General features: G+C 55.7%; 16 protein-coding genes. 10 read left to right on the top strand and 6 right to left on the bottom strand.

Features of this window, described 5'->3' with window-relative positions; translation table 11 throughout:
* Nucleotides 1-533 precede the first annotated feature (533 nt).
* Genes ACXAH8_RS00630 through ACXAH8_RS00620 form a run of 3 tightly spaced genes read left to right on the top strand, consistent with a single transcriptional unit; the run spans nt 534 to nt 3,226 of the window.
* Complete coding sequence (locus tag ACXAH8_RS00630) at nt 534-1,367, top strand: UDP-2,3-diacylglucosamine diphosphatase (protein WP_475215263.1); 834 nt, start codon at nt 534-536, stop codon at nt 1,365-1,367.
* Nucleotides 1,364-2,584 carry a BtaA family protein gene (locus tag ACXAH8_RS00625; protein WP_475215261.1) on the top strand — a complete coding sequence of 407 codons (1,221 nt, stop codon included), beginning with the start codon at nt 1,364-1,366 and terminating at the stop codon, nt 2,582-2,584. Before ACXAH8_RS00630 ends, ACXAH8_RS00625 begins: the two co-directional genes overlap by 4 nt.
* On the top strand, nt 2,585-3,226 hold the full coding sequence (locus tag ACXAH8_RS00620; protein WP_475215259.1) for a class I SAM-dependent methyltransferase: 642 nt from the start codon (nt 2,585-2,587) through the stop codon (nt 3,224-3,226).
* Between the two features lie 96 nt (nt 3,227-3,322).
* Here ACXAH8_RS00620 and ACXAH8_RS00615 read toward each other — a convergent pair whose 3' ends face one another.
* Nucleotides 3,323-4,579, bottom strand: a complete 1,257-nt coding sequence (locus ACXAH8_RS00615) for an Hsp70 family protein (RefSeq protein ID WP_475215257.1) — start codon at nt 4,577-4,579, stop codon at nt 3,323-3,325.
* A 539-nt stretch (nt 4,580-5,118) separates the two neighbouring features.
* Nucleotides 5,119-11,577 (bottom strand): choice-of-anchor I family protein, encoded by a 6,459-nt coding sequence (locus tag ACXAH8_RS00610; protein WP_475215255.1) that lies wholly within the window; start codon nt 11,575-11,577, stop codon nt 5,119-5,121.
* A 782-nt stretch (nt 11,578-12,359) separates the two neighbouring features.
* On the opposite strand from ACXAH8_RS00610, the gene ACXAH8_RS00605 reads away from it, so the two are divergent.
* Nucleotides 12,360-12,587 (top strand): hypothetical protein, encoded by a 228-nt coding sequence (locus ACXAH8_RS00605; RefSeq protein WP_475215252.1) that lies wholly within the window; start codon nt 12,360-12,362, stop codon nt 12,585-12,587.
* Nucleotides 12,588-12,642: 55 nt separating this feature from the next.
* Nucleotides 12,643-13,332 carry an aspartate/glutamate racemase family protein gene (locus ACXAH8_RS00600; protein ID WP_475215251.1) on the top strand — a complete coding sequence of 230 codons (690 nt, stop codon included), beginning with the start codon at nt 12,643-12,645 and terminating at the stop codon, nt 13,330-13,332.
* A gap of 541 nt (nt 13,333-13,873) precedes the next feature.
* On the opposite strand, the gene ACXAH8_RS00595 is transcribed toward ACXAH8_RS00600, so the two are convergent.
* The 4 genes from ACXAH8_RS00595 to ACXAH8_RS00580 all read right to left on the bottom strand — a co-directional run bounded on the left by ACXAH8_RS00595 (nt 13,874) and on the right by ACXAH8_RS00580 (nt 18,464).
* The gene (locus tag ACXAH8_RS00595) at nt 13,874-14,827 is read right to left on the bottom strand and encodes a BMP family protein (protein ID WP_475215250.1); all 954 of its coding nucleotides are present in this window, start codon (nt 14,825-14,827) and stop codon (nt 13,874-13,876) included.
* Between the two features lie 89 nt (nt 14,828-14,916).
* Complete coding sequence (locus tag ACXAH8_RS00590) at nt 14,917-15,849, bottom strand: ABC transporter permease (RefSeq protein ID WP_475215247.1); 933 nt, start codon at nt 15,847-15,849, stop codon at nt 14,917-14,919.
* A 3-nt stretch (nt 15,850-15,852) separates the two neighbouring features.
* Entirely contained in the window at nt 15,853-16,938 is a 1,086-nt protein-coding gene (locus tag ACXAH8_RS00585) for an ABC transporter permease (protein WP_475215244.1), read from the bottom strand.
* The gene (locus ACXAH8_RS00580) at nt 16,935-18,464 is read right to left on the bottom strand and encodes an ABC transporter ATP-binding protein (protein ID WP_475215242.1); all 1,530 of its coding nucleotides are present in this window, start codon (nt 18,462-18,464) and stop codon (nt 16,935-16,937) included. The genes ACXAH8_RS00585 and ACXAH8_RS00580 overlap by 4 nt, the downstream gene beginning before the upstream one ends.
* A gap of 163 nt (nt 18,465-18,627) precedes the next feature.
* Between ACXAH8_RS00580 and gcvA the strand changes: the two genes are divergently transcribed.
* The 5 genes from gcvA (at nt 18,628) to ACXAH8_RS00555 (ending at nt 24,007) form a co-directional block, all read left to right on the top strand.
* Nucleotides 18,628-19,554 (top strand): transcriptional regulator GcvA, encoded by a 927-nt coding sequence (gene gcvA, locus ACXAH8_RS00575; RefSeq protein ID WP_475215241.1) that lies wholly within the window; start codon nt 18,628-18,630, stop codon nt 19,552-19,554.
* Between the two features lie 97 nt (nt 19,555-19,651).
* Nucleotides 19,652-20,335 carry a DUF1989 domain-containing protein gene (locus ACXAH8_RS00570; protein ID WP_475215239.1) on the top strand — a complete coding sequence of 228 codons (684 nt, stop codon included), beginning with the start codon at nt 19,652-19,654 and terminating at the stop codon, nt 20,333-20,335.
* Between the two features lie 142 nt (nt 20,336-20,477).
* Entirely contained in the window at nt 20,478-21,836 is a 1,359-nt protein-coding gene (locus tag ACXAH8_RS00565; RefSeq protein WP_475215237.1) for an amidohydrolase family protein, read from the top strand.
* 15 nt (nt 21,837-21,851) lie between these two features.
* Nucleotides 21,852-22,739, top strand: coding sequence for a polysaccharide deacetylase family protein (locus ACXAH8_RS00560; RefSeq protein ID WP_353392157.1), 888 nt, complete (start codon nt 21,852-21,854; stop codon nt 22,737-22,739).
* Nucleotides 22,736-24,007 (top strand): amidase family protein, encoded by a 1,272-nt coding sequence (locus ACXAH8_RS00555; RefSeq protein WP_475215233.1) that lies wholly within the window; start codon nt 22,736-22,738, stop codon nt 24,005-24,007. The genes ACXAH8_RS00560 and ACXAH8_RS00555 overlap by 4 nt, the downstream gene beginning before the upstream one ends.
* Nucleotides 24,008-24,029 lie beyond the last annotated feature (22 nt).

The following is a 24,029-nucleotide window of genomic DNA, read 5'->3' as shown; positions in this document are numbered from 1 at the left end:
AGTGGAGCTGGGCCTCCCCACATCACGTTACCCCTTCCAGAATATTTTCGATTTTTACGTGTTGCGCTCTGCCCAAAAATTTTTCGATTTTTCCCGAATACAAAACTTCAAACAGCGGTGGGCTAATCGCTCAGGGCACAAATGTTGAAATTCCTACCGTGAATGGCAGCTCCTCGCAAAAGCGGACGCTGGCGGAAATTGGAGCAATGACCGCAACGCGGACAAAGCTGCCGATAAGTCAGCTTGTTGGGATGTGTAATGACGGCCCATAGCCGACCTTCGGCGCAGTCTTAGATTGCTGCAGTTGCAATCGGCATTGCCTCCATTCGCGGCGTGCACAAAATCTGCAGAAGCCCGAGCTTTCAATCCGTGCAACGAAGCAAACCGTCGCCGAGCTAAGCTACGTCATTGTTGGATAGGCTTCTTTTCTGGTTGGCACGCCACAGGTTCAAAAACGGCTCAAAATTTGGCTCCGTAATGAAGCTGACATATTCCACCTATAACCCCGGTCTCAAATTTCGACTGGACCGCCGATGACAAAGTACCGCGCGATTTTCATTTCCGATGTCCATTTGGGGACGCGGGGGTGTCGTGCGCCATTATTGGCGGATTTCCTCAGAAGGCATGACTGCGATGTGCTCTACCTTGTGGGCGACATCTTTGACGGCTGGCAGATCCAACGCGGCTGGCATTGGCCAGATGCCCACAATGAAGTTGTCCAACGCATTCTTGGAAAGGCACAAAAAGGAACTCGGGTGGTCTTCATCCCGGGTAATCACGACGAGGTCATGCGCCGTTTTCCGGGCATTCATTTTGGTGGCATTGAGGTCAAGGACGACGACACGTTCGTGACCGCAAATGGCAAACGATATCTCGTTACCCATGGGGATCAGTTCGACACGGTCATCGCCAATGCAAGGTGGTTGGCCTATCTCGGTGATCGCGTTTACGCGACATTGATCTGGCTCAACCCCAAAATCAACATGCTGCGTCGGCTTTGGTCGCGCAAGTATTGGTCGCTTTCGAAATGGTCCAAACATCAGGTCAAGCAGGCGGTAAACTTCATTGGAAAATATGAAGAAGTCTTATCAGCGGACGCACGCCAACGCGGCTTTGACGGTGTGATCTGCGGCCATATTCATCATGCTGCAGTCCGCCAAATAGGTGACATCCACTACGTGAATACCGGCGATTGGGTCGAAAGCTGTACCGCTATTGTCGAGGACATGAACGGTGAACTGCGACTTATCGACTGGGAGGCGCGCAGCAACCGATTGCGATTGCTGGAAAAACGCCAAACGCGCCGAAAGCGGGCGCCGCGTATGCAAAACCCATCCAACTCTACCTCTGAAAGGGAACAGGCATGAGCCTCGCGAGCACGGATTCAATAAGGGACGCGGTCTACGAGAATCGCACCATCTCTCTGGATACGCTCTCCGAGCGGGTATTTGCTTTTCTTTTTCGGGGCCTGGTCTACCCGCAGATTTGGGAAGATCCGGTCTGTGACATGGTCGCTTTGGACCTGAACGAAAAGGATGACATCATTTGCATCGCCTCAGGCGGATGCAATGTGATGTCCTATCTGACGGCGCAGCCCGCTTCGCTGACTGCGGTTGATCTGTCGCCGTGGCATGTCGAGCTGAACCGCCTCAAGCTCGCCGCGGCCCGGCACTTGCCCGATCACACGGCATTCTATTCAGTTTTTGGTTTCGCAGATCGGCCCGAGAATGTCGCGCTGCTGGACCAGTACGTACTGCCTTGTCTGGATGCCAAATCACAGTCGTTCTGGAATGGTCGCGCGAAATTGCAGACCCGCAAGTCGATGTTTGCACGCGACTTTTATCGCTTTGGAGTGCTCGGTAGATTTCTGGGTGCCGTTCATACGGTAGCTCGTATAGGCCGTGTAGATTTCACACAGCTCTTGCAGGCCAAAACCCTTGCCGAACAAGATACCTTCTTCAACACTCAGATAGCGCCGCTCTTTGACTCGCGTTTCGTCAAGTTCATGGCCCGTCGTCGCGCCTCTCTGTTCGGGCTGGGGATTCCACCCGCGCAATATGACAAGCTGGCCAGGGAGACCGATGGCGACATCCTCCCGGTCCTCAAGGCGCGTACACGCAAGCTGTTTTGCGACTTCCCTATCGCCGAAAATTACTTTGCGTGGCAGGCTGCGAACCGCGCCTATGCCCCGGATGGGAATGGGCCAGTGCCCCCCTATCTTGAGGCTCGGCATTTTGCTGTACTTCGCAGCGTAGCAGGCCGAGCCACAGTCAGAAATCGTTCCATCACTGATGTCTTGAGTCTTGCACCCAACGAGTCGAAGTCGGTTTACGTTCTTCTGGATGCGCAAGACTGGATGACGGATGCACAACTGAACGCGCTTTGGACGCAGATCACCCGCACCGCGCGACCGGGTGCACGGGTGCTGTTCCGCACCGGAGGGGCCGATGACATATTGCCCGGACGGATTGAGGCCATAACCTTGCGCCAGTGGACCTATGACAAAGACGCTTCCGAAACCGCATTTAAAACCGATCGTTCCGCGATCTATGGCGGTGTACATCTATACCGAAAGGCTGTGTAGATGACCGACGCACTCCAACATGCTCAGCTGATGGATCAAACCTATCGCTACCAGCGGCTGATCTATGATCTAACCCGGAAGTATTACCTTTTGGGACGCGACCATTTGATCGAGGAAATGGGCGTGCAGCCGGGCGCGCGCGTGCTGGAGATTGCTTGCGGCACCGGGCGCAATCTCGCGATGATCCACAAACGATATCCCGAGGCCCAGGTAGTTGGATTTGATATCTCGGATCAAATGTTAACAACGGCGCGGGCAAAGCTGGACAAGAGTGTATCGCTTGCCCATGGGGATGCTTGCCAGTTTGACCCTATGGCGATGTTCGGCATCGAAAGCTTCGACCATATTGTCCTATCCTACAGCCTCTCGATGATCCCCAACTGGACGGCAGCTTTGACCGAGGCGACACGGCATCTCGCGCCCGGCGGACGGTTGTATGTGGTCGATTTCGGCGACAGTGCAGGCCTGCCTCGCTGGTTCCAACGCGGTTTGCTGGGATGGCTCGCTCGGTTTCATGTGGCTCCTCGCACGACCCAGGAAACCGCGATGCGAGAGCTCGCCCAGACCGACGGCACGACGACATTCAAGCATTTGTACCGTCGTTACTCAGTTTATGGGTGCTACACGAAAAGCGGAAGTTAACGGACCTTACAAATCCTGTTACTCTTGATCCCACGTTGGGATGAACCGCGCATCCTCTGCCCGCAGCCGGCAGCCATTTTTGGCGTAGGGCAGAGATTATCTAACTTCTCGATCAGCCACGACGGCCAGCCCTTCGGCTACTGCGGTAAACACTGAGGCAAAAGAATGCACAGCCGTCGGGAATACGCTACGCATCGTCTCAGGCACAATGGCCATCAGGCTGGAGCCGCCGACGTAGACGACACGGTCGATTTGCTCAGGCGCCAGATCAGCCTTACGCAGCACCGCAAGCGCTCCTTCGTGAAGAAGCGCCGCATGGGCCGCAAGACTGTGCGCAACCAAGATACTGTTCAACGGTACAGACAACTTGCTTTCCAACATTTCCAGCTGGATTTCTGGCCTTTTCACGCCTGTGTTCACAGCGATCTTCCCACGCTCGACCGCAAAGGCCAGTTCGTGGCCCAATTCGTGTTCCAGAACCGAGGCGAGCCGGGATAGCCGCTGGGGAGAATCTGTCAGTTTTTGCATTTCAGCGACCATGCGCCGGTTCTGCGCGGTGTAGAGAAACGGGATCATTTCCCAGGTCGCAAGGTCATTGAAGATCGCATTGGGCGTTGGAGAAACACGGTTGCCAAAAACATCTTTAATCCTCGAACCCTTGCCCAGAACGGGCATCACCTGATCGATACTGATGGCCCGGTCGAAATCCGTGCCACCGATCCGCACACCATGATTGGCCAGAATTTCAACACCTGAAGTCCCAGATTTAAAAACGGAAAAGTCCGAGGTCCCGCCCCCGATATCCACGACCAGACCGGTTGTGCTACCATGGCTCACCCCACCCGTTGCGATAGCGGCGGCGGCTGGTTCAGGGCAAAACAGAACTTCGGTGAAACCGGCTGCCTCATAGCATGAGAGCAGGTCGGCTTCGGCTTGCGCTTCGCGCGGGTCGTCTAAGCCGTGAAAAACCACTGGGCGCCCTGATACGACATGTGTGCACGGCCCGCCGCGCTCAGCCTCGGCACGGTCCTTCAGGTTGCGCAAAAAGGACCCAATGATCTCGACGAATGTCAGCCTTTGGTTCAAAATCTGACGTTTTTCATGCATCAAAGTGGTGCCCAGAACCCGTTTGAGCCCACGCATAAAGCGCCCCTCCAACCCTTCCAGCAATGCGCGATTGGCCGGTTCCCCAATCAAGGTTTCGCGCGTATCAAAATCGAAGAAAAACGTGGTGGGTATTGTTGTCGCCAAATCATCGAATTGAACCAATCGGGGTGCATTCACATCAAGATAGGCAACAGCGGAGTTCGAGGTACCAAAATCGATACCAATCCAAGGGCTGACTGGGGCCATGGCTTAGGTCTCCGACATGTATTGCAAAGGAAACAGCCGCTAATGTGTCCGCAGATCAGCGTCAAGGGACAAACTGAGAGTGACAGCGCACTAACTGGCCGGGGTTTGCCCTGGCAAAAGCAGCTTGTTCAGCGCCGCGTCATTCCCTTTCTGATTGGTAGGCCACCAACCACGACGAGATTGCCGATTTCGTTGAACCGGAAAACTCAGCCGGGTCTGCCGGGTCAAACCGATGGCGGGCAGGGTTATACAAGGTTGGGTATCGATCTGCTGGACGTGACACCCAAACACACTCGATTGTTCCGCGGCCATCTGTCTCGGCAATGTAAAGCACTTTCTTCATGCCTACCCCCTTCAGAACGTAACAATTCGGGAACGTTACTTGGAATTGCCGTGTTCTGAAAGGGGTTAGGATGATGCACGTGATCGCAACGAAAAACTCAGTCTCGCTGGCCCGGTCACTCTTAGCTTGCTGCAACTTGGGCCTTGTATGAAAGTGACAGGGCCGGAGCTTTGAAGCTACCGGCCCCACCGTGATATTAGACAAACATCAGGCAGTTGTCTTCGCACTCGCCGTCGAAGACTGTAACGGTACCAAAGGTCTCATCACCGCTGACAGTCACGATGCGCGCACCGTCGACCTCTTCGATTGCGATGTCATCGCTGTTCACCTTGGCAAAGATAAACTGTTCCACCTCTACCGAGTCGCCGTAGACCTCGTCATTTCCGAAGTCGCCGTAGAAGTGGAAGACGTCGCCGGCATCGACATTGACAAAGACATCATCTCCTTCACCGCCCTCCAGCTTGTCCCTGCCGCGCCCGCCATCGATCAGGTCATCGCCTTCGCCGCCGAAGATCGTGTCACGGCCAAGACCACCAAAGAGCGAGTCATCATCTCCGCCCCCTTTGATCACATCTCTGCCGCGGCCGCCGAAGATGAAGTCATCCCCGTCATTGCCGATCAGAAGATCACGCCCCTTCAGGCCCAGGATGATGTCATCACCCGCATCGCCTTCCAGCGTGTCTTTCTTGCGTGTACCGATTAGGAACTGATCCTCGGCCGGGGCTTCCAGCGTGAAGCTGGCGACAATCGGCTCGTGATCTGAAGCTGCGTCCGCAAAGTCCACATTCACGTGCACAAAGTCGACATTCGCGCCTTCCAGCAGACTGTCGGTGACGAAGATATGGTCCAACGCCTGAGAGTTGCCTTGGAAGTTGAAGCTATAAGCCTCGTCCCCTTCAGACAGTTCAATTAGGTTGGTAAGAACCTGCTCATCCCCGACACCTGGTAGATCTTCGGTCAACTCGTCAGTGAAATCGAAGGTGTTCAGGTCGCCCAGAACCGCGATGTTCGCATCCGGGTCATTGGCCAGCAGACCATCCACCACTTCGTTGATCGTCAGGGCTTGCGCCTCACGCTCATCTTCACCGCCCTGATTGAAGGGCTGCGGTCCACCGAACACCGGCTCGGACCCGAAGCGCGACGAGAAGTGATTGTTGATCAGCGTGATTTCCTGACCGTTGAAGGTGAACACACCCAGCAGCGGATCGCGTGAACCTTCGAACGCATCGGGATTGGTGACCCCCATATCCGTTAGCACGTTGCTTTCCAGTGTCAGGAAGGAGTTCGCCTCAACCCGCTCTTCATTGTAGAGGAACGCGTTGCGGATATTGCCGCCCGGTACGCCGCCGTTTTCACCGTCTTCATCCACAACGGCGCTTTGGAAGCTATAGACCGGTCCACCCGCTGCCGCGATGGCATCAACGATGGCCTGCAGAGTTTCGTCTGCGTCCAAAGTACCGTCATTCGTCACACCCGAGTTGTCCTGAATTTCCTGCAGCGCAAGAATGTCGGGACTACCCAAATTGTTGACGATCTGCTGTGCCAATTGAGCAATCTGATCCGCGTCACCGTCAGCCTCATTCGAGGTGACATTGAGGACGTTATAGGTCGCAACGGTCAGCTCGGTCTTTGACCCGGCGATCTCGGTGACTTCTGCCACATTCGAAGTCGGTTGTTCGACAGTGAACGCTTCGGTCACGTTGATCTCGTAGTTGCCGAAGCCGTAGCCAACTACACCGGTCACGTTGCTGAGGTCGTCGCCGACATTCAACTCGGGACCGGTGAAGCCTTCAGGCAGCAATCCGCTGTCATATTGGATCTGGATCCGTTCCGGGTTGAGATCGCCCAGACCATCTGCGTCGGCATTGAGGTTCAGACCACCCCGGTCATTCAGACCTGGCGTTGTATTGGCGCCATCATCCGCGACAACCCAGCTCTCCCCAAAGCGGTTGGTGGCCGAGATGGCGACCGGGTTGTCCACGGTGACCAGCATCCCTTCGAGGCTTTCGTAGAAGTCGATGCCGTCGGTCTCAGGGTTGAACTCACCCGGTTCGTCTTGCAAATTGACCGGCGTTTCATCCGGCGAGATCACGACATCGGTTGGGATCGGACGGCCATTTGCACCCAAAACCAGAGCGTCCACCGTGTTGCCTGAGGACAGGACCTCTTCGGTGTTGGCGCTGATCTGAGTGATCGACAGGTTTCCGGTTCCCGCGCCGCCCGGAATGAACTCGGACACATCGCCCGATACGGTAACCTCATCGCCCACCAGAACGGTCGGGGCTGAGTTGGTGAAGATGAAGATACCATCTGATGTGGCGTCGTTGCCGTCACCCTCGGCGTCCTGCAGGTAATAGCCGTTGGTGTCCACCGCTGTGACGATACCCGTGGTAGTGACAGTACGGCCTTCGTATTCCGAGATGTGGCCTTCGCCCTGAATTTCAGGGATCGTGACGATCGGGTTGATCGAAGTCAGATCGTAGACCGCCGTGGTACCGGACACTTCGTAGGAAACCGCGATTTGCGCATTGCCTGTGCCGCTTTCCTCTTCCGAGATGAAGGCGATGACTTCGGGCGAATGCAGTGCGGGTTCCCCTTCGGCTGCGTTGTCGACATGAAGCGGCGGAATATAGTTCACGAAGAACGCGTTTTCCGGCTCCGAGATGTCATAGAGCATGATGCCGCTGTCCCGCTCCAACCCGATGAAGGCATAGAGGCGACCACCTACTTCACCCACCGCGATGGCTTCTGGTTCCGGGCCTTTGGCGTCCGAGCGATCCTCGCCATCGTCACCGTCATCGTCGTTAAACCTTTCTGGCGCCAAATCGGCGATGATCTGTTCGAATTGGGCCCCCGAGTCAAAGACCAGATTGCCATCCGCATCGAAGATCGAGAAGGACCGTGACGAGAAGGTGTGCAGCACGTCTATATCGCCGTCGCCATCCGTATCCCCGTCGGTGGTCGAAACCTCCAAACGCTCCAACCCGGTGATGTCGACATTTGGGTCGATCAAGCCGGCGTCGGCCAGATCACCGACGCGATCTTCATCAAAGTCCCGGCTGTCGCCCTCGTTTGCCGTAGCGATGAAGGTCTGGCCATTCACTTCGAACGAGGTGATCGCATCCGCCATGCGGAAGCCGACCAGATTGTCGAAATTGGTGATGTTGATCTCACCATTGTCATCCGCGTCCAGAGCGCTTTCACCACTGAAATCAACGGTTCCCAGCGAGAAGACATCGACAATCGCGTTAGTAGCCAGATCGATCTTGGCGATGGCATTGTTTTCCTGCAGCGAGACAAATGCCATGGTGCCATCGGGGCTGATCGCGATATATTCCGGCTCGACATCTTCGGCAAAGCTGACGCCATCTTGAATACGGATACCAGCGTTGCGGGCCAGGTCCTCGAGGCCGTTGAACTGTGCGAAGTCCAGAATTTCAGCGCTTGGCGCGGTCGGGTCTGTGGTGTCAATGACAGCGACTGTACCCGGTGGGTTGTCATCGTTATCGCTGTCGTCGTTCTTCTCACCTTCACCGGCAACCAGCAACTGTGTCCCGTCTTCGTTGAAGGTCAGTTGATCCGGCAGATTGCCCACATCAATTGTCGACAGCAGCTCCAGAGTTTCCGCATCAAACAGAGCGACAAAACCTGCCTGCGACAACACTGCTGTGCCACCAAAGACCGACGTTTCGACCGGAGCGCGCGAGATCGCGACAGCAACAACGCCATTCTTTACCGCGACCGACTGTACGCCGTCATAGCCATCCAAGCCGCTCAGATCGATTGCATCCGCAGGCTCTGGGTCTGCGCCAGCCGTGTCGGGTATGGTGAAGATGTCGATGCGATCCTGAGCGCCGTTCGTGACATAAAGCTTGCCTCCCTCGTGTGCCACAGATTCCGCGGCGCCATCGCCGTCACCGGGTTCTTCGCCTTCGCCCTGGAAGATTGCGACCTGCTCAAAGATCACATCGCCAGTCGCCTCTGGAGCGGGTTCTGGTTCGGGCGTGTCGCCGAAGACTGTATCTTCAGTGAAGCTCAGGTTCTGGATCCTCAGATCGCCTTCTGGGCCAACATCAGCCTGATCAAACGCGTTCTCTGCGTTTGGGAAGTTGTTATCCAGATACTCAGCCAATGCGTCCTGTTCGCTACCATCCGCCGCAAAGGTTGCATCGCCTGTGAAGAGGTCGTCGTCAACTCCGTCACCGTCCAGATCGATCAGGTCCACTCGGTTCGGGTTGGACAGGTTCGACAGGATTTCGTCGCCCGCGTTGGCAAGGAAGTTCAGCGTCACGACGCGGAACGTTTCGTTGCCGTCGCCGACAACCTCTCCGTCGCGCACGATCTCGGCGATCAGTTCACCATCCTCGTCAAAGATGCCTGCGTTGATCACCCGTTCACCAGCGACCAGAATGTTCCCATCAACATCATAGGTTTGGGCCGTCTGTGTCTCGTCAAACGAGAACCGCAAGCCGGAAAGCTGAGGGAAGCCGCCCGAGGCGCCAGTTGGCAGCGCCGAGACAGAGCCTTCCAGGAAGTCCTTCAATTCCTGCCGGGTCATATCCAATAAAGTAAGCCCGTTGTTGAACGCCAGCGTGGTCGCAATGTCGTTCTGGCTGATGCCGCCTTCGGGCTTCACCTCAACCCCGTTTTCGTCCAACACGGCCGAGTTCGGTTGGCGAACGGCTTCGGTGCCACCGGCCGGAACAACAATCTCACCAATGTTTGCTCGGATGCCGCCACCATTCTTGATCGATATGACCACGGTGTCATCGAAACCCTGAGCGTATTCCAGATTTGCGTCCGCCGTCAGGTTGCCGAGGTTGGTTTCCTGTGTGCGCACCCCATCCGGATCGTCCGCTGCAAAGGTGCCCGAGCGGTTGCCGTTCAGGAACACGTTCGACACACCGAATACGTTGCTCTCGGTTGCGACGATCTGCGACTGAATCGCGTCTGTGATGGCATCGATTTCCGGATCAACCAACCCTTCGGCACCAAGATCTGCGACGCCCTGATCGTCGGTTGCATATGCACCCGAGACCTCCTCGTCATAGCTGGTCGGGATCAGGTTGCCATCTTCGTCAAAGTCGATGACGAGACGCCCAACATATTTGTAGTTGCCGTCGGTATTGACGACCGCAGTCGTGGTGCCGCCGGCGTTTTCGATGAACAGCGGGTACTGGCCTTGATCGCTGTCCCCGTCGCGGATGCGGTCATTGTTGTCAAACAGGCGGGTGTTCGAACCGCCCGCAACGATGATGTCGACATTCTCAAGCCGCGACGCCAGCTCTTGCTCGATCGAGATCTGCTGCATGTGCGACAGAAGCACGACCTTGTTCATGTCCGGGTTGTCGGCCAGCAACTGGTCTACCTCGGCCTGCAGAATAGCGGCGAGCGCATCCAGTTCTTCGCTTGTCGGTGTGCCGCTCGCCCACTCTGGAGAGATACCCAGATCAGCACCGGGGCTGGAAATCGAGCGGATCGTTGGAACTGTTGCACCAACAATACCGATGAGTTCACCGTTTACATCCGACACCACTGACGACGTCACCACGTTGTTCAATGTCGCAGCGTCCTGTCCGCCGGCAGTCTCCAGCGGTGCCAGGTTGGCATCGGTTGAGAAGTCGAGGTTCGCCGAAAGGTACGGGAAGGCCGCGCCAGTGAAATCTTGCCCGTCCAACGCGGTACCGGTTGTCAACGCCGAAAAATCACCCGTTGCGGAACCATCGATAAGACCGGCCAACAGACCAGTGCCAAGATCGAACTCGTGATTGCCCAGAGCAATGGCTTGAACGCCCAACTCGTTCTGAATCTGAATATCTGCGATACCTTGCGAGCCAAAAACAGACTCGGAAGCGTCGAAAAACAGGCCGGGGATGATGGCATCTCCTGCTGACAGCGTGAGGGTGTTGTCAGGCAGACCGTCACTGCCCAGATCCTCGGCCCGCAGCGCGTTCAGAACAGCAGACAGGTTGTCTATATTGTCGATAGTGGCAGCGTTTGCTTCCTGATCTGTAAAGTGCAGCAGTTCCAGTGTGAACGCGGTGGCAGGTGCAACAAAAGACGCATTCACCTCGCCAAAGTTGGTGGCATCCGCCGGGTTTTCGGTAAATTCGCTTACGCTGATCGCATTGCCATTTGTATCAATTACTTCGGCATCGCCAATCACATTTACAGCGTAGAGGTCCCCTTCCGATCCGCTGCGGAAAACGCGCGCTGGCTCCGCACCGGTGAAGCTGAAATCGACGCCACCCAATTGCGCGCCGTAAACAAAATTTTCGTCCGCCTCTGAGTCAGGAATCCCGATCGCATCATAAACCTCGGTGATGCCCAACAATGCAGGATCGATATCCAGAACGCCGTCATTGTCCGTGTCAAAATCGTCGCCGACTGACCCTGTGAACTCATCCACCAGAACGTAGGTGAAGCTTGGGTTTTCCAGATCCGGAACCTCTACCGTCAGAATTCCAGATGCGTCGAATGTTCCACTGATCTGGAATGCGCGATCTACGGTACCCGCCGATCCGCCCTGATCGCTTTCGATGCTCAACAACCATGCCGAAAAACTCTGCCCCGCAGGACCAAAGAGTTCAATCGTCTGAGTTGCAGGGTCGGAACCAGTTGGGTTGGGTTGGAATTCACTGATCAAAGCATTCATTTTAGTGCCTTTCAAAGCCAGGAACGGAACTGTGTTCTGGGTGGAACAATCGAGTTGCCAGACGACAATGCGCCAGACCCTCTCATTGGTTTTTGAAAGGCGTGAGTCATATTTTTGACAAATTTATAACAAAATCTCGACGTGATCTGATTGGCGCGAACTCAACAAATGAGCAACCTTTCAGCTACCAAGACTGGTCGCGACGCGCCAAAATCAATAGCATTCACAGTCCTGCAAAATTGGTTCGGTCGCTATATCGTCCAAGGGGCCCTCGTGAGCGGCTGGGAGGGAAAATGGAAACCCAAGTAGGAACCAACTTGTTGAGAACTCAATGAGTGATTTCGGGCTCCTTAAATCAACTGCAAATACCCTTGGTCGAGAACGCGAAAAGTCGTTCACAGTTTTTGAAATAGTTATTCAAGAAGCGCGGAATTGCTGAACGTTTTTGCAAGTTTCTTTTGGGCGTTAATCCCGATCGTAACTTCGATAGTGAGTGGGCGACCTCGCAACATCGGCCACTATTTGATCGCGATCGAATCGAGGGCAGCGTCACGAGCAATGCCCGGTCAAAGCTGCCCCCCTCACTAAGCTCGCATCTGCAGCGAACTTCCGCTTCCCGCCCATTCCGGCTGATGTTGCAGTAGAAAACGACGTCGCCTTTGGGCTCGACTCGGTCATCTGAGCGTTTCTGTCAGGTGACTGAAAAGATACGCTTAGCCGACGTTGACGCCGAAATTTTCGAAACACGTACCTCGAAAGACTGCTTTGTGCAGGAGCGGACGGTGGCAAAAAATGAGGCTATGTCCGAGTCGCGGACAATCCCGACTTTTGCAATCGCGGCTTTCGCTGACGCAGCATTGCTTGGCGTGCGCGGCAGTTCTTTCGCCGCGACGCAGCCCAAGTCGTCGAACCGGTCATTCAAAGCGCCGAAATCTCGCGGATCGGAAACCTCCCCTTCGCTGCAACCGGCCTCGACAAACGGCGAGCGGACGGAGCCGACCTTCAACTGATGTCCGCATTCGAGTACTTACTTATCAACATCTATTCATTTGCAGCGAGGCGGGCGTGAAAACGATTGGTATACTTGGCGGCATGTCCGCCGCATCGACGCAACTCTACTATGCTGAACTTTGCAGGCTTACCCGTGAGCGTTTTGGCGGATTGCATTCACCTCAGTTGCTCATTCGCTCACTGGATTTCGCCGAGATAGAAGTGCTTCAAGCGCGCGGCGACTGGGCACGTGCCGGTGAAGTTCTGAATAAAGAGGCCAAAGGTCTTGAGCGCGGCGGTGCCGACATCCTGATCCTTGCGACGAACACGATGCATAAGCTCGTCGAGCAGATGATGTCCGGTGTCGGCATACCTCTGCTTCACATTGCTGACGCGACCGCAAAGGCAATTAGAAATGCTGGGCTAAGGCGCCCTGGCCTCATGGCAACTGCATTCACAATGGAGCAAGACTTTTACACGGGGCGTTTGCGCGATGCTGCTCTTGAGCCGGTCTTGCCAAACGAAGCTGACCGAGCAGAAACGCATCGCATAATTTATGAAGAGCTCTGCAAAGACATCACGACACCAAGCAGCGAAGCTCAATATGTACGTATTGCGAGCCGCCTCCGTGATGCCGGCGCGGATTGTCTCATCCTTGGGTGTACCGAAGTTGGCATGCTGCTCAATCAAAGTAACGTACCGGTTCCGGTATTCGACACGACACTCGTCCACTGCGCGGCAGCAATCGATGAGGCACTGAAGTAACGATCTGGCATTCTGCTGGCAGCTTCGCCAGACCATAAGAAGTCCTTCGCTGCAGCCCGATGAAGGAGCAAGTTGGGCTCAGAGCTGCCTTGCGGCGACGCAGCGGGGCGGGCTTGGCCAGAGCACCGGAAGCCGCCGTTGGTGCCGGTTAGGTACTTCATCCCTGTCAGTGCGATAGCCGGAAACGGGGACATTCGGTGTTGGGAAGCGGTCGCCTGTGGAGTCGGGACGCAAGGGCTGCACCGAGCCCAGTTCTACCGATGCTGCAATGCGCAGGAATGTCTGGTCACAGATTTTGCAAGGACGGTGTTGATTGAGCGTTTTGCATGGTTGGATCTTGGGCAGTCCTGGAGTTGTTTGTTTTCGGACATTGCAGAACTAAAAACCATCAATAGAAAGCACAGCGACTCCGACGAAATCGGGGGAAACACAGTCCCACGCGGTACAAGCGAAAGGCTTCAATCATTGATTTCTCTGACAAAAAAAAATGCCCCCAGACTTGGAGGCGAGAGTGAAAGGAGGAGCGACTATTAGGGATGCATTATTGTGGATTTACAACCAAAGTGCCTGACTTCATGGCGTCGATCAGCTTGTTGACTTCATCCACAACGTCTACCGGGATATCTGGGTGGAACGACCCGATCCGCATGGCCAGTTCATTGCCCATATCCGCCCGGTAGAGTGCACCTTCCAGTTTTCCAGCAGCTGCCAGTTCCAGGTAGAACCGCATGTTGCCTCGGACATCCAAAATAGCGGACTGCAGGATTTCCGGCCATTCGTTGATCGCATCACGATAAATGCCGATGCCATAGACACCTTTTTCCTGAACGGCCTGCATAGAGCCCAGCGTCGCGCTGTCCATTGTCGGCCAGACGACATCGGCGCCTTGGGAAATTTGGTTCAAGGCAGCTTCTTTGCCCTTGGCGATGTCATCCCAGTCGCCGGTCCAGGTTACCAGAACTCTGACGTCCGGATTGGCCGCTTTGGCCCCTGCTTCATAGCCAGCAACGGTGTCGGTCGTGAATTTGAAATGTTGCGCTGCGATTATGCCAATGGTGCCTGTGTCTGACATGGAGCCCGCGACGTAGCCCATCAGATAAGCGATTTGGCTGAAATAGAAATCCGCGTTGGCAATGTTGTCTTTGGTGCCCAGCCCGTTGTTCACCATGAACATGGTTTCCGGGAAGCGTGCTGCGACACGTTCCACTGCGTCCTGGAATTCTCCGCCGTGACCGATCACAAGGTCATACCCCCGGCGTGCGTAGTCACTCAGAACTTCGATTTGTTCCGGCTGATGCACACTTTCGGAAAATGCGGCTTCAAAGCCGAGCGCTTCACCTGCCTTAGTAAGACCTTCGAATCCGGCTTGGTTCCAGCCATTATCAGAAATCGATCCGGGCATAACGATCGCAGCGCGTTCGATCCCCTCAGCGGCCGCAGGCCCGACCAACATCAGTGCCGCAAGCCCCGCCAATAGTTTGGACTTCAATTGCATTGTTGTTCTCCCATATTGGATATGTGTTGTCAGGGTGACGGGAGGATCGCGACGTGAAAAACGATGGTTTCTCACGTCACGGCTGAGATTTATCGATGCTCCCGGTCGTAGGGCAGTCCGACGCTTGCAGGTGCGCTGGCCTTGGCGCTGAGGACCACGAGAGCGATGAGCGATGCGAGGTAAGGCAAGATCAGGAAGAGCTGATAGGGAATCTCTGGCGAGGTGAATTGAAGTTTGAACTGCACCGCATCACAGAAGCCGAAGAAAAGCGCCGCGCAGATCGCGCCAATGGGCGACCAACGTCCCAAGATGATTGCCGCAAGCGCGATGAAGCCCTTGCCCGCGCTCATGCCTTCCGCAAACACATAGACTTGCGATAAGACCAGGTGCACCCCGGCCAGCGCCGCGAGGGTTCCGCTGACTGCAATTGCGAGATATTGCATGCGAAAGACAGGAACCCCGGCCAAGTCCGCGGCCTTCGGGTTTTCGCCAACGGCGCGCAGGTCCAGACCCTTGTGGGATTTCATCAGCCAGAACCAGGCTGCTATTGCCAATCCGATCAATAGGTAGAACAGCGGATCCTGGGAAAACAGGGACGGGCCAACGACGGGAAGATCTGACAAGAAGGGAATATCGATCTGCGAGAACCCGTTTACCCGCGCCCCTCCGGCCTGAGCCCCGAATATCTGACGGGACAGAAAAGCTGTGAGTCCGGCCAGCAGCAGGTTGAGCGCGATACCGCCAACCAACTGGTTGATGCGCAGCCGGATCGACATATACCCAAGCAGCAGGCCAGAGATCAGGCCGAAAATGATCCCGCATCCGAGCCCGATCACGGCGGAGCCCGTTGCGAAAGAACCAGCAGCAGCGCCAAGCGCTCCGGCGAGGATCTGACCTTCGAGGCCGATGTTGTATAGCCCGCCACGTTCCGCGATCACCCCGCCAAGGGCAGCAAAAGCAATTGGCGTACCCAATCGGGCGGTTCCGGCAAGGACGTCGCCCAAAAAAACAAGATCAATCATAGCCTATGCCTCTTTCTTTTGGCGTTGTGTTTGGCGGCGCAGCCGCAGGTTTTTTGCCAGGAGTTTCAGAATGGATTTTGACCTAGTTCGCGGTGTCACGAGGGCGGCAGCGACAAAAACCACGACGAGCCCCTCGACCACTTCGATGACGGAACTGTCGACCCCGACGGCACGTTGCATCGTTCCCGCCCCGGCAGAGAGCCCGGCAAGGAACAGCGCGGTCAAAGGCGCGACAATTGGATTAAGAGCCGCAAGGAAGGCGACGACAATTCCGTCATAGCCGTAGCCATCGCTAAACAGGTGAAACAGGCGGTACTTCAACCCGATCACCTCGATTGCGCCGGCGATACCGGCAAGGCTGCCGCCGATCAACATGGCGCGAATGATGGTCTTTTTCTGGTTCACACCGGCATAGGCCGCAGCGCGCGCATTGCGCCCCACAAGGTCCAGTTGGAAACCCGATGGCGTGAAGCGTAGCCAGAAATACAAGATGATCGTCATGCCCAGCCCGAATACAAAGCCCGCATGGGTATCAGATTGCGGCATCAGAATAGGCAGGCGATAGTCTTCTGACACTTCTTCAGAATAAGGATATGGCGCGCCTTCAGCCAATAGCGGCCCCGCCACGGCGTAGCTGACGATGTGGATTGCAATGAAGTTCATCAGCAGCGTGACAATGACCTCATTCGTGCCCCGATAGGCTTTGAGATACGCGGGAATTGCCGCCCAGAACGCCCCGCCGGCGGCGGCGGCGATAAATATCAGCGGCACGCCTAATAGACTGGGCAGATCGGGGATCGCCAAAGCAAAGACGGCGCCGAACAACCCACCAATATAGATCTGCCCCTCGCCACCGATATTGAATACACCGGCGCGCATTGGAATGATCACGGCTAGTCCGGCCAGAAGCATCGGCGAGGCTTTGACCAAAGTATTGGAGAAACCCCAGTAATTCAGGAAGGATTCCAGAAACAGAACCTTATAGGCCTCAAACGGGTTGTGCCCGTCCAGCAGGATCAGCACCCCGCCAACGCTCAGCGCTAAAAGTAAAGCAATCGCAATCCGGCGTTGCATGGTAAATCTGTTCATTGGACCTCCTCCGGCGCTGCGGTCATCAAGAGCCCGATGTCTTGAAGACTTGTGTTTTCTGGATCGACAACACCCGTGATCCGGCCAAAGGCCATCACGGCGACGCGGTCAGAGATGTCGAGCACATGTTCAAGTTCAGTGGAGATATAGAGAACCCCCACGCCGCTTTGGGCTACGGCACGGATCTGGTTCTGAACAAAGTCCGTTGCGCCGACATCGAGCCCTTTCGTTGGTTGTACGACGACCAAGAGATTGCGCGCCCGGGCCACTTCACGGGCCAGAACAATTTTTTGTTGATTGCCACCGGATAAAGCCGAGGCGTTCAATTTTGGGTCAGGGGGCCTAATGTCAAAGGCCGCAACCACGTCGCTTGCGATCTCGTGCATCGCGCGCCGGGAAATCAGACCGCCAGACATGAAGCTGTCTTCGCCAATGGATCGAAAGGCCATATTTTCTTCGACACTGAGCGACAGGACCAAGCCTTCGGCATGGCGGTCCTCGGGCACGAAGCCTATGCCATCTGCAATGCGCGAAGCGATGGAGGCGCTTGATATCTCCGTGCCACTAAGATGGATGGCGCCGCTGGTTTGCCTTTTGAGGCCGGTGATCACCTCGCTCAACTCCGTCTGGCCATTGCCGTCGATCCCGGCGATTCCAAGGATTTCGCCAGCCTTTACGGAGAGCGTCACATTCTGCAGGATTTCCGCGCCGCCTGGATCGGTCAGGCAGACATCAGAGACAACCAGAGCGTCCGGTGCTGAGCTGGTGTCGTTGCGCGCCTTTTTGGCCTTGGGCATCCCGACCGTTTCGCTGGTCGACGTTTCTCCCATCATAAGCGCTGACATCTGGGCCATGGGCGTGGTCGCAACCGGAAGAACACCCTCGACACGCCCATGGCGCATTACCATGACGCGATCGGCAATTTCGCGGATTTCATCGAGCTTGTGGCTGATGAAAAAGACGAGGCAGCCGTTGGCGACCAGCTTGCGCACCCCTTTGAGAAACGGCGCGACTTCGGTCGGGGCAAGAACGCTGGTGGGTTCATCCAGGATCAGGATCGATACATCGCGAAACAGCGCCTTAAGGATTTCCACCCTTTGCTTCATGCCCACAGGCATTTCCGTGACGCGGATGTCGAAATCGACGTTAAAGTCAAAGTCGCTGCAAAGCTGCCGGATGCGCGCCCGCGCTTGGGCCCCCCTCTTTGTGCGGGGCAAGCCGATCAGAATGTTCTCTTCGGCAGTCATTGCGCCGACCAGGCTGAAATGCTGGTGGATCATGCCGATCCCATGCTCAATAGCTTTTGCTGGGCTGGTCACCGAAATAGGTGTTCCGCCCAATTTGATTTCACCGCTATCGGGCTGATACAGACCGATCAAAACGCTTGCGAACGTGGTTTTCCCCGCTCCGTTCTCGCCCAAAATCGCGATGCACTCGCCCTTCGAGGCCAGTAGATTGACGTTGTGCAATGCGCGAACGGCGCCAAACGACTTGTCGATGCCGGTGACTTTCAAAAATGGATCCAAGACAACCTCCCAACTTTCACGCAAATTCAAGAGAGAATGTCCTATCTTCTCAAATTAGATGTTTTCACCTCACGGCTGAGAATTTCGCCCACATGTGAACTGGCAATCGGGTTAGAGTAGAGCGACGAAATAGCATCGCATCAGGAGGGCAAAGCCGCGCGTCATGGCGAAGATACCGTCGTTGAAAAGCATTCAGGCCTTCGAAGCGGCCTGCCGGCATCTGAGTTTCAAGGATGCCGCAGATGAATTGTGCGTCACTCCGACTGCAATTTCCCATCAGATCAAATCGCTGGAGGATCAACTTGGGGTGCTCCTGTTTCACCGGCTGACCCGCGCCTTGAAACTGACGGAGGATGGGGCCAACTACGCGCCCCACATCATTGAGGCCTTCAAGAACATCGAAGCCGCCTCTCTCGCGCTGGAGGAAGACGACCTTGCGGGCACATTGACAATCTCAACCACCGGGTCTTTTGCCGCCAACTGGCTTAGCCCACGGCTGCGAGGCTTTTACGAGAAATACCCGGAGATTTCGGTAAGGGTTCTGTCAAGCGATCAGCTGGTGGATTTCAAGTCCAGCGATGTGGATGTGGCCATTCGGTATGGCTTTGGCGATTATCCTGACAGCAATGTGGCTTGGGTCTTGAATGACTGGGTAGCCCCTGTCTGCAGCGTTGAAAAGGCGAAGTCACTGAGCTCTCCCGAAGATGTTCTGAAGTCTCGTCTGATCGAATACCAATGGAGCGGGTTTTCCGATGCGGATCCGAGTTGGGAGCGCTGGATGGACGCGGCTGGCTTGCAGACTGGTGATGTCGAGCCCTATGTTACCTATTCCGAGGAACACATCTGCTTGCTAACGGCAAGCGATGGTCATGGTGTGGCCCTGGTCAGCCTTTTGGCCGCCGCGCGTTTTCTGGAACGCAATATGCTGGTCGCCCCCTTTGACACTGCATTGAAGAACAAGAGCTATTTTCTCGTCTGCCCGGAAACTTACGCCAATCGTGCACGCGTTCGTGTGTTCCGGGAATGGCTATTGGACCAAGCAGATGAGTTTCGCGACAGCGCTGTCGGTCAAAGATTTTTTGAAGATTAGCGCGTCCGCAACGATCTAATCCGTCGCTTGAATTTTTGTCATTTCTAAATTGCCGAGAAGCATGCGTTTCTAAACCCCTAATCAGGAGTTTTTGCGCATGCAAAGTTTTGACCCTTCCCAACCCGATGGTTTCAATCAAACTCTGGACAGCACGGTCTCTGCCGACGGCGTCCCGGTCATTGCAAAACGGTATACAGTGCCAGCACGTTGCGGTGTCGCGGTGCATTTGACAGCCGGGCAGACATTGACCATCACCAATCCGACCGGCTGGCAAGTCTGCGATTTCTGGGCGTTCAATGCGGCAGAGCTGCAAGAATATTTGTCTATGCCGCATGTGCATACGGATCTTCTGTCTGTTTTCCCAAAGGTCGGTGACACGTTGGTCAGCAATCTGCGCAATCCTCTTCTGACGCTGACCCAAGACACATCACCGGGTGTTCATGACACAACGGTCGCCGCTTGCGATCCCAACCGGTACAAGCAATTAGGCGTCACTGATTACCACGACAATTGCGCCGACAACTTGAGGCAGGCCTTGCTTGCTATCGGGAAAAAAGCACCGCATGTGCCAGCTCCCTTCAATCTGTGGATGAACGTCCCAGTTCATCCTGATGGCAGCCTTGCCTGGGCTGCGCCAGTGTCAAAGGCGGGGGATAACATGACATTCAAAGCTGAGATGCCAGTCTACGCCGTGATGTCGGCCTGCCCGCAAGATATCACTCCAGTCAACGGAGACGAAGGCAAACCCAGCGCGCTGGAATTTGTTGTTCATGACGGATGATGGCGGCGACATATTTTCTGCCCGTTGGATCATCGAAGATGCCTTCCACAGTCACAACGACTTCGCTCTTTATGTTCTAGACGGCAGAATAGGTGGCTTGGCGCCTCAGGCAGTATTAAAGTCACGTTATCCCAGTGCAAGGGTGCACTCAGACACAAACACGGCGATCCTGCCCGGGTTTGTGAATGCGCATCACCATTGCTATGGGGTGAACCTGATCAACCAAGGGATACGGGATGACCTCTTAGAGCCTTGGATTTTCGCCTCCGCTGGCGCAGCTGACGTTGCGCCGCGCCTCGCCACCGAATACGCGGCAATGCGCTTGCTGAAGAATGGGGTAACGGCTGTTGTGGATGCCTGCACCGCGGGTCAGACAGCGGCCATTGCCGAAGCGAAGATAAGGGGCAAAATCGCCGTATATAATGGGCTTGGCCTGTCCTGTGCCATCGCGCCGGGCGAGAGATGGCACAACCAGCTTGTGCATCCATATGGGCAAAGCCAGTCGTTTCTGACCACCTTGCCCGAAGTTCTGCGATGCAAACTGCAACGCCAGCACGTTGCGCGCGCACGTATTGAACCGCAAAACTTTGTACGACTTCTGTCCCGGATGCATGGCGAATACGCGGCTTCTGAATGCGCTGATGTATGGTTTGGCCCCACGGCACCGCATTGGACGGGCCAAGAGACCCTGCGCGACATCGCCAGGGAAGTTCGCGAAAGCGGCCAGCGCATACACACCCATGCCGAGGAGTCTCGGCTGCAACACCTGTCGGCTACAGCCTGGAGTTTTCAGGGTGCCATCGCAGAATTGGGCGAAGCTGGCCTGCTCACTGACGGCTTGTCCTTGGCGCATATGGTCTGGGCGGACGAAAAAGATCTGGCGCGAGTGGCCGAGGTACACGCGCATATTGTCTGCAATCCCAGCTCCAATTTGCGGCTGCGGTCCGGCATTGCACCCGCGGCATTGATGAACCGGATGGGCATTAACCTCGCACTGGGGATGGATGGGACCAGCCTGGCAGGCGATGACGATATGTTCGCCGAAATGCGTCTAGCGCAAAGCCTTTATTGGTCAAGTGATCGGGCGAACCCTAGCCTGACCGCGAAGGATGTTTTCGACATGGCCACTTTAGGTGGCGCGCGTTTGATGGGTATGGATCACAGCATCGGAAGCCTGTCCGTCGGCAAACGCGCCGACTTTGTGATCCTGCGCCTGGACCGTCTTGAAGGTCCCTGGTTAAACCCTGGCATTGATCCGGTTGAGCTGTTGGTCAGCTCGGCAAAATCCACGGATATCCATAGCGTCTTCACCGGCGGACAACTGGCCGTTTCGCACGGCGAAGCCAAAAAGTGCGACGAAAAGACAATTCTTCAAAACATCGCCGACTGCATGCAGCGCGCCGCTGATCAAAGGCTGAGCGACAGTGAATATGCCGCCGTCAAATCCGCATTGCAGCGCTGGTATGACGATTGGCTGACGAACAACGCCCCGCAATTGTGACAGAGGAGCAAAACCATGCAGAAGAAAATAATCTGGCCAAACGGCGCGCGATGCGCCTGTGCGATCACCTTTGATATCGATGCGGACAGCCTGATCCATATCGCAAAGCCGGTCGACGGGCATGATCGCCTCTATCCGATCTCCATGGGGCGCTACGGGCCGACGGTTGCCATCCCTCGGATTCTAGAAACTTACAAACGTCTCGGGCTGAAACAGTCCTTCTTCGCCCCAGGATGGGTCGTGGAGCAATATCCAGATGCTATGCAAGCCATCCTGAAAGATGGTCATGAAATCGGTCATCATGGCTATTTGCACGAAGACCCGACAAACCACAGCCCGTCCGAACAAGCCTATTGGTTTGAACGCGCGCTGGAGTCGCATAAGCGGGTTTTGGGCAATGTGCCAAAAGGTTATCGCGCACCGGTTTACAATGTGACGCAAGCCGTCATCGACCTGCTGAACAAGCATGAATTCGACTATGACAGTTCGCTGATGGCGGATGATGTGCCATATCTCATGCGATCCGGCGGGCGGACTTTGGTCGAACTTCCACCGCATTGGGGGACCGACGACTGGCCGCAATTCGCCCATTTTGAGGAGATTGGCTACATGATGCCCGTCGCCGGGCCACGCGCCGGGCTGACCCCATTTTGGGAGGAATTCGAAGCCCAGTACGAAGAAGGTGGCTTCTGGATCGGTATTTGGCATCCCTTCTTGACCGGGCGTTTGGCGCGGTGGCGGCAGGTGGAAGAATGGATGGAAACCATCTTGAACAGGGGTGACGTCTGGTTCGCCACTCTCGGAGAGATCGCGCAGCACGTGCGCGCGCAATATGAGGCAGACCGGCAAAGCGTACGGGTTGAAGAACTGCCTTATTATAAGGCTCCGGTCCTGACGACATGAATATCCTTCAACGGGCGCGCGACTTCCTGGCTTCGCTCGATACGCAGCGCGAGGTATTCCTTAGCGTTGCGCCAGATAGACTGTTGCAGGATGCCCGATCTGCCGCCGCGCGGCAGGCCGCAGGGAGTCTGCTTGGCCCGTTGGACGGCCAGTTTCTTGCGGTGAAGGCCAATATCGACGTGCAAGCGCTCCGAAGCCATGCGGGATCTTTGGCCATCGATCCTCAACCAGCAGACAACGACGCCCCAATCGTGGCCAGGCTCCGTTCTGCGGGCGCGATCATTATGGGCCATGTGAACATGTCGGAGTTCGCCTTCTCCGGGCTCGGAGTTAATCCGCATTTCGGTACCCCTCTGAATGCGTTGGATAGCACAATGGTACCCGGAGGATCCTCGAGCGGGTCGGCGTCAGCCGTTGCCTTAGGCTTGGCCGACATCGCCTTGGGCACAGACACCTCCGGCTCCGTGCGCATTCCGGCCGCCTGTCAGGGCCTTGTGGGGTTTCGCCCAACTATGGGCCGCTATGAAAGCGCCGGGATTTTACCACTGGCGCCTTCTCTGGATATGCCAGGCTCACTCGCTTTTAACGTCAGTCAGATTTGCGCTGTAGATCGCGTTTTGTCGGATTGCAAAGAAACCGGGCACGCCTGCCGTCATATTCTGTGCCTGAGGGAAGACGCCCTGGTGGGATTTACCCCGGAAATTAAGGCTATGTACGAACAGGCCCAGCAGCATTTGTCCGAGTATGGCGTCGAATTGGAAAGGGTTGATATCCGAAGTTTTACTCGTGTCACGGAGGTCTTCCAAACCTATGGAACGCTGGTGAGTGCCGAAGCCTTTCGTCTTCTGTCAAATCTGGTCGGAGATCAGCAGGCCAGACTGGACCCAAATGTGCAGGATCGCCTTACTCAGGCGGCTTCAATCCTTGACACAGATCTGCAGGCATTGCTGGAAATCCGGCGGGCACTCATCTCAGACTTTGGCAGGGAACTGGCAGGGAAGATGCTGCTTTACCCGACATTGCCGTCGTACCCGCCGTCTGTTCAAGCCGTGACCCGCGATAAAGGGGTCTTTGCACGGGAAAACGCCCGTATCCTGTCGGTATCGATGAAAGCCGCTTTCCTCAATGCGCCAACAATTTCCATTCCATTTGGAGAACGGAGACCGGGGGTTAGCCTATCCTTGAGCGGCGGCGCAAACAGGGACGCGGATGTACTAGCGACGGCGTCTTATCTGGAGAAGATTTTTTTAGCGATTAGAGATGGCTGAGGTCAGTTCACTCTATTCAGAA

The sequence above is a fragment of the Ruegeria sp. ABV3_008 genome (genome assembly GCF_056161185.1).
This window is presented reverse-complemented; position numbering and strand designations above follow the sequence as displayed.

What these genes read in the sequence shown, in the direction of transcription:
- ACXAH8_RS00630 (WP_475215263.1), top strand. Translation starts at nt 534, where the DNA reads ATGACAAAGTACCGCGCGATTTTCATTTCCGATGTCCATTTGGGGACG.
- ACXAH8_RS00625 (WP_475215261.1), top strand. Translation starts at nt 1,364, where the DNA reads ATGAGCCTCGCGAGCACGGATTCAATAAGGGACGCGGTCTACGAGAAT.
- ACXAH8_RS00620 (WP_475215259.1), top strand. Translation starts at nt 2,585, where the DNA reads ATGACCGACGCACTCCAACATGCTCAGCTGATGGATCAAACCTATCGC.
- ACXAH8_RS00615 (WP_475215257.1), bottom strand. Translation starts at nt 4,579, where the DNA reads ATGGCCCCAGTCAGCCCTTGGATTGGTATCGATTTTGGTACCTCGAAC.
- ACXAH8_RS00610 (WP_475215255.1), bottom strand. Translation starts at nt 11,577, where the DNA reads ATGAATGCTTTGATCAGTGAATTCCAACCCAACCCAACTGGTTCCGAC.
- ACXAH8_RS00595 (WP_475215250.1), bottom strand. Translation starts at nt 14,827, where the DNA reads ATGCAATTGAAGTCCAAACTATTGGCGGGGCTTGCGGCACTGATGTTG.
- ACXAH8_RS00590 (WP_475215247.1), bottom strand. Translation starts at nt 15,849, where the DNA reads ATGATTGATCTTGTTTTTTTGGGCGACGTCCTTGCCGGAACCGCCCGA.
- ACXAH8_RS00585 (WP_475215244.1), bottom strand. Translation starts at nt 16,938, where the DNA reads ATGAACAGATTTACCATGCAACGCCGGATTGCGATTGCTTTACTTTTA.
- gcvA (WP_475215241.1), top strand. Translation starts at nt 18,628, where the DNA reads ATGGCGAAGATACCGTCGTTGAAAAGCATTCAGGCCTTCGAAGCGGCC.
- ACXAH8_RS00570 (WP_475215239.1), top strand. Translation starts at nt 19,652, where the DNA reads ATGCAAAGTTTTGACCCTTCCCAACCCGATGGTTTCAATCAAACTCTG.
- ACXAH8_RS00560 (WP_353392157.1), top strand. Translation starts at nt 21,852, where the DNA reads ATGCAGAAGAAAATAATCTGGCCAAACGGCGCGCGATGCGCCTGTGCG.
- ACXAH8_RS00555 (WP_475215233.1), top strand. Translation starts at nt 22,736, where the DNA reads ATGAATATCCTTCAACGGGCGCGCGACTTCCTGGCTTCGCTCGATACG.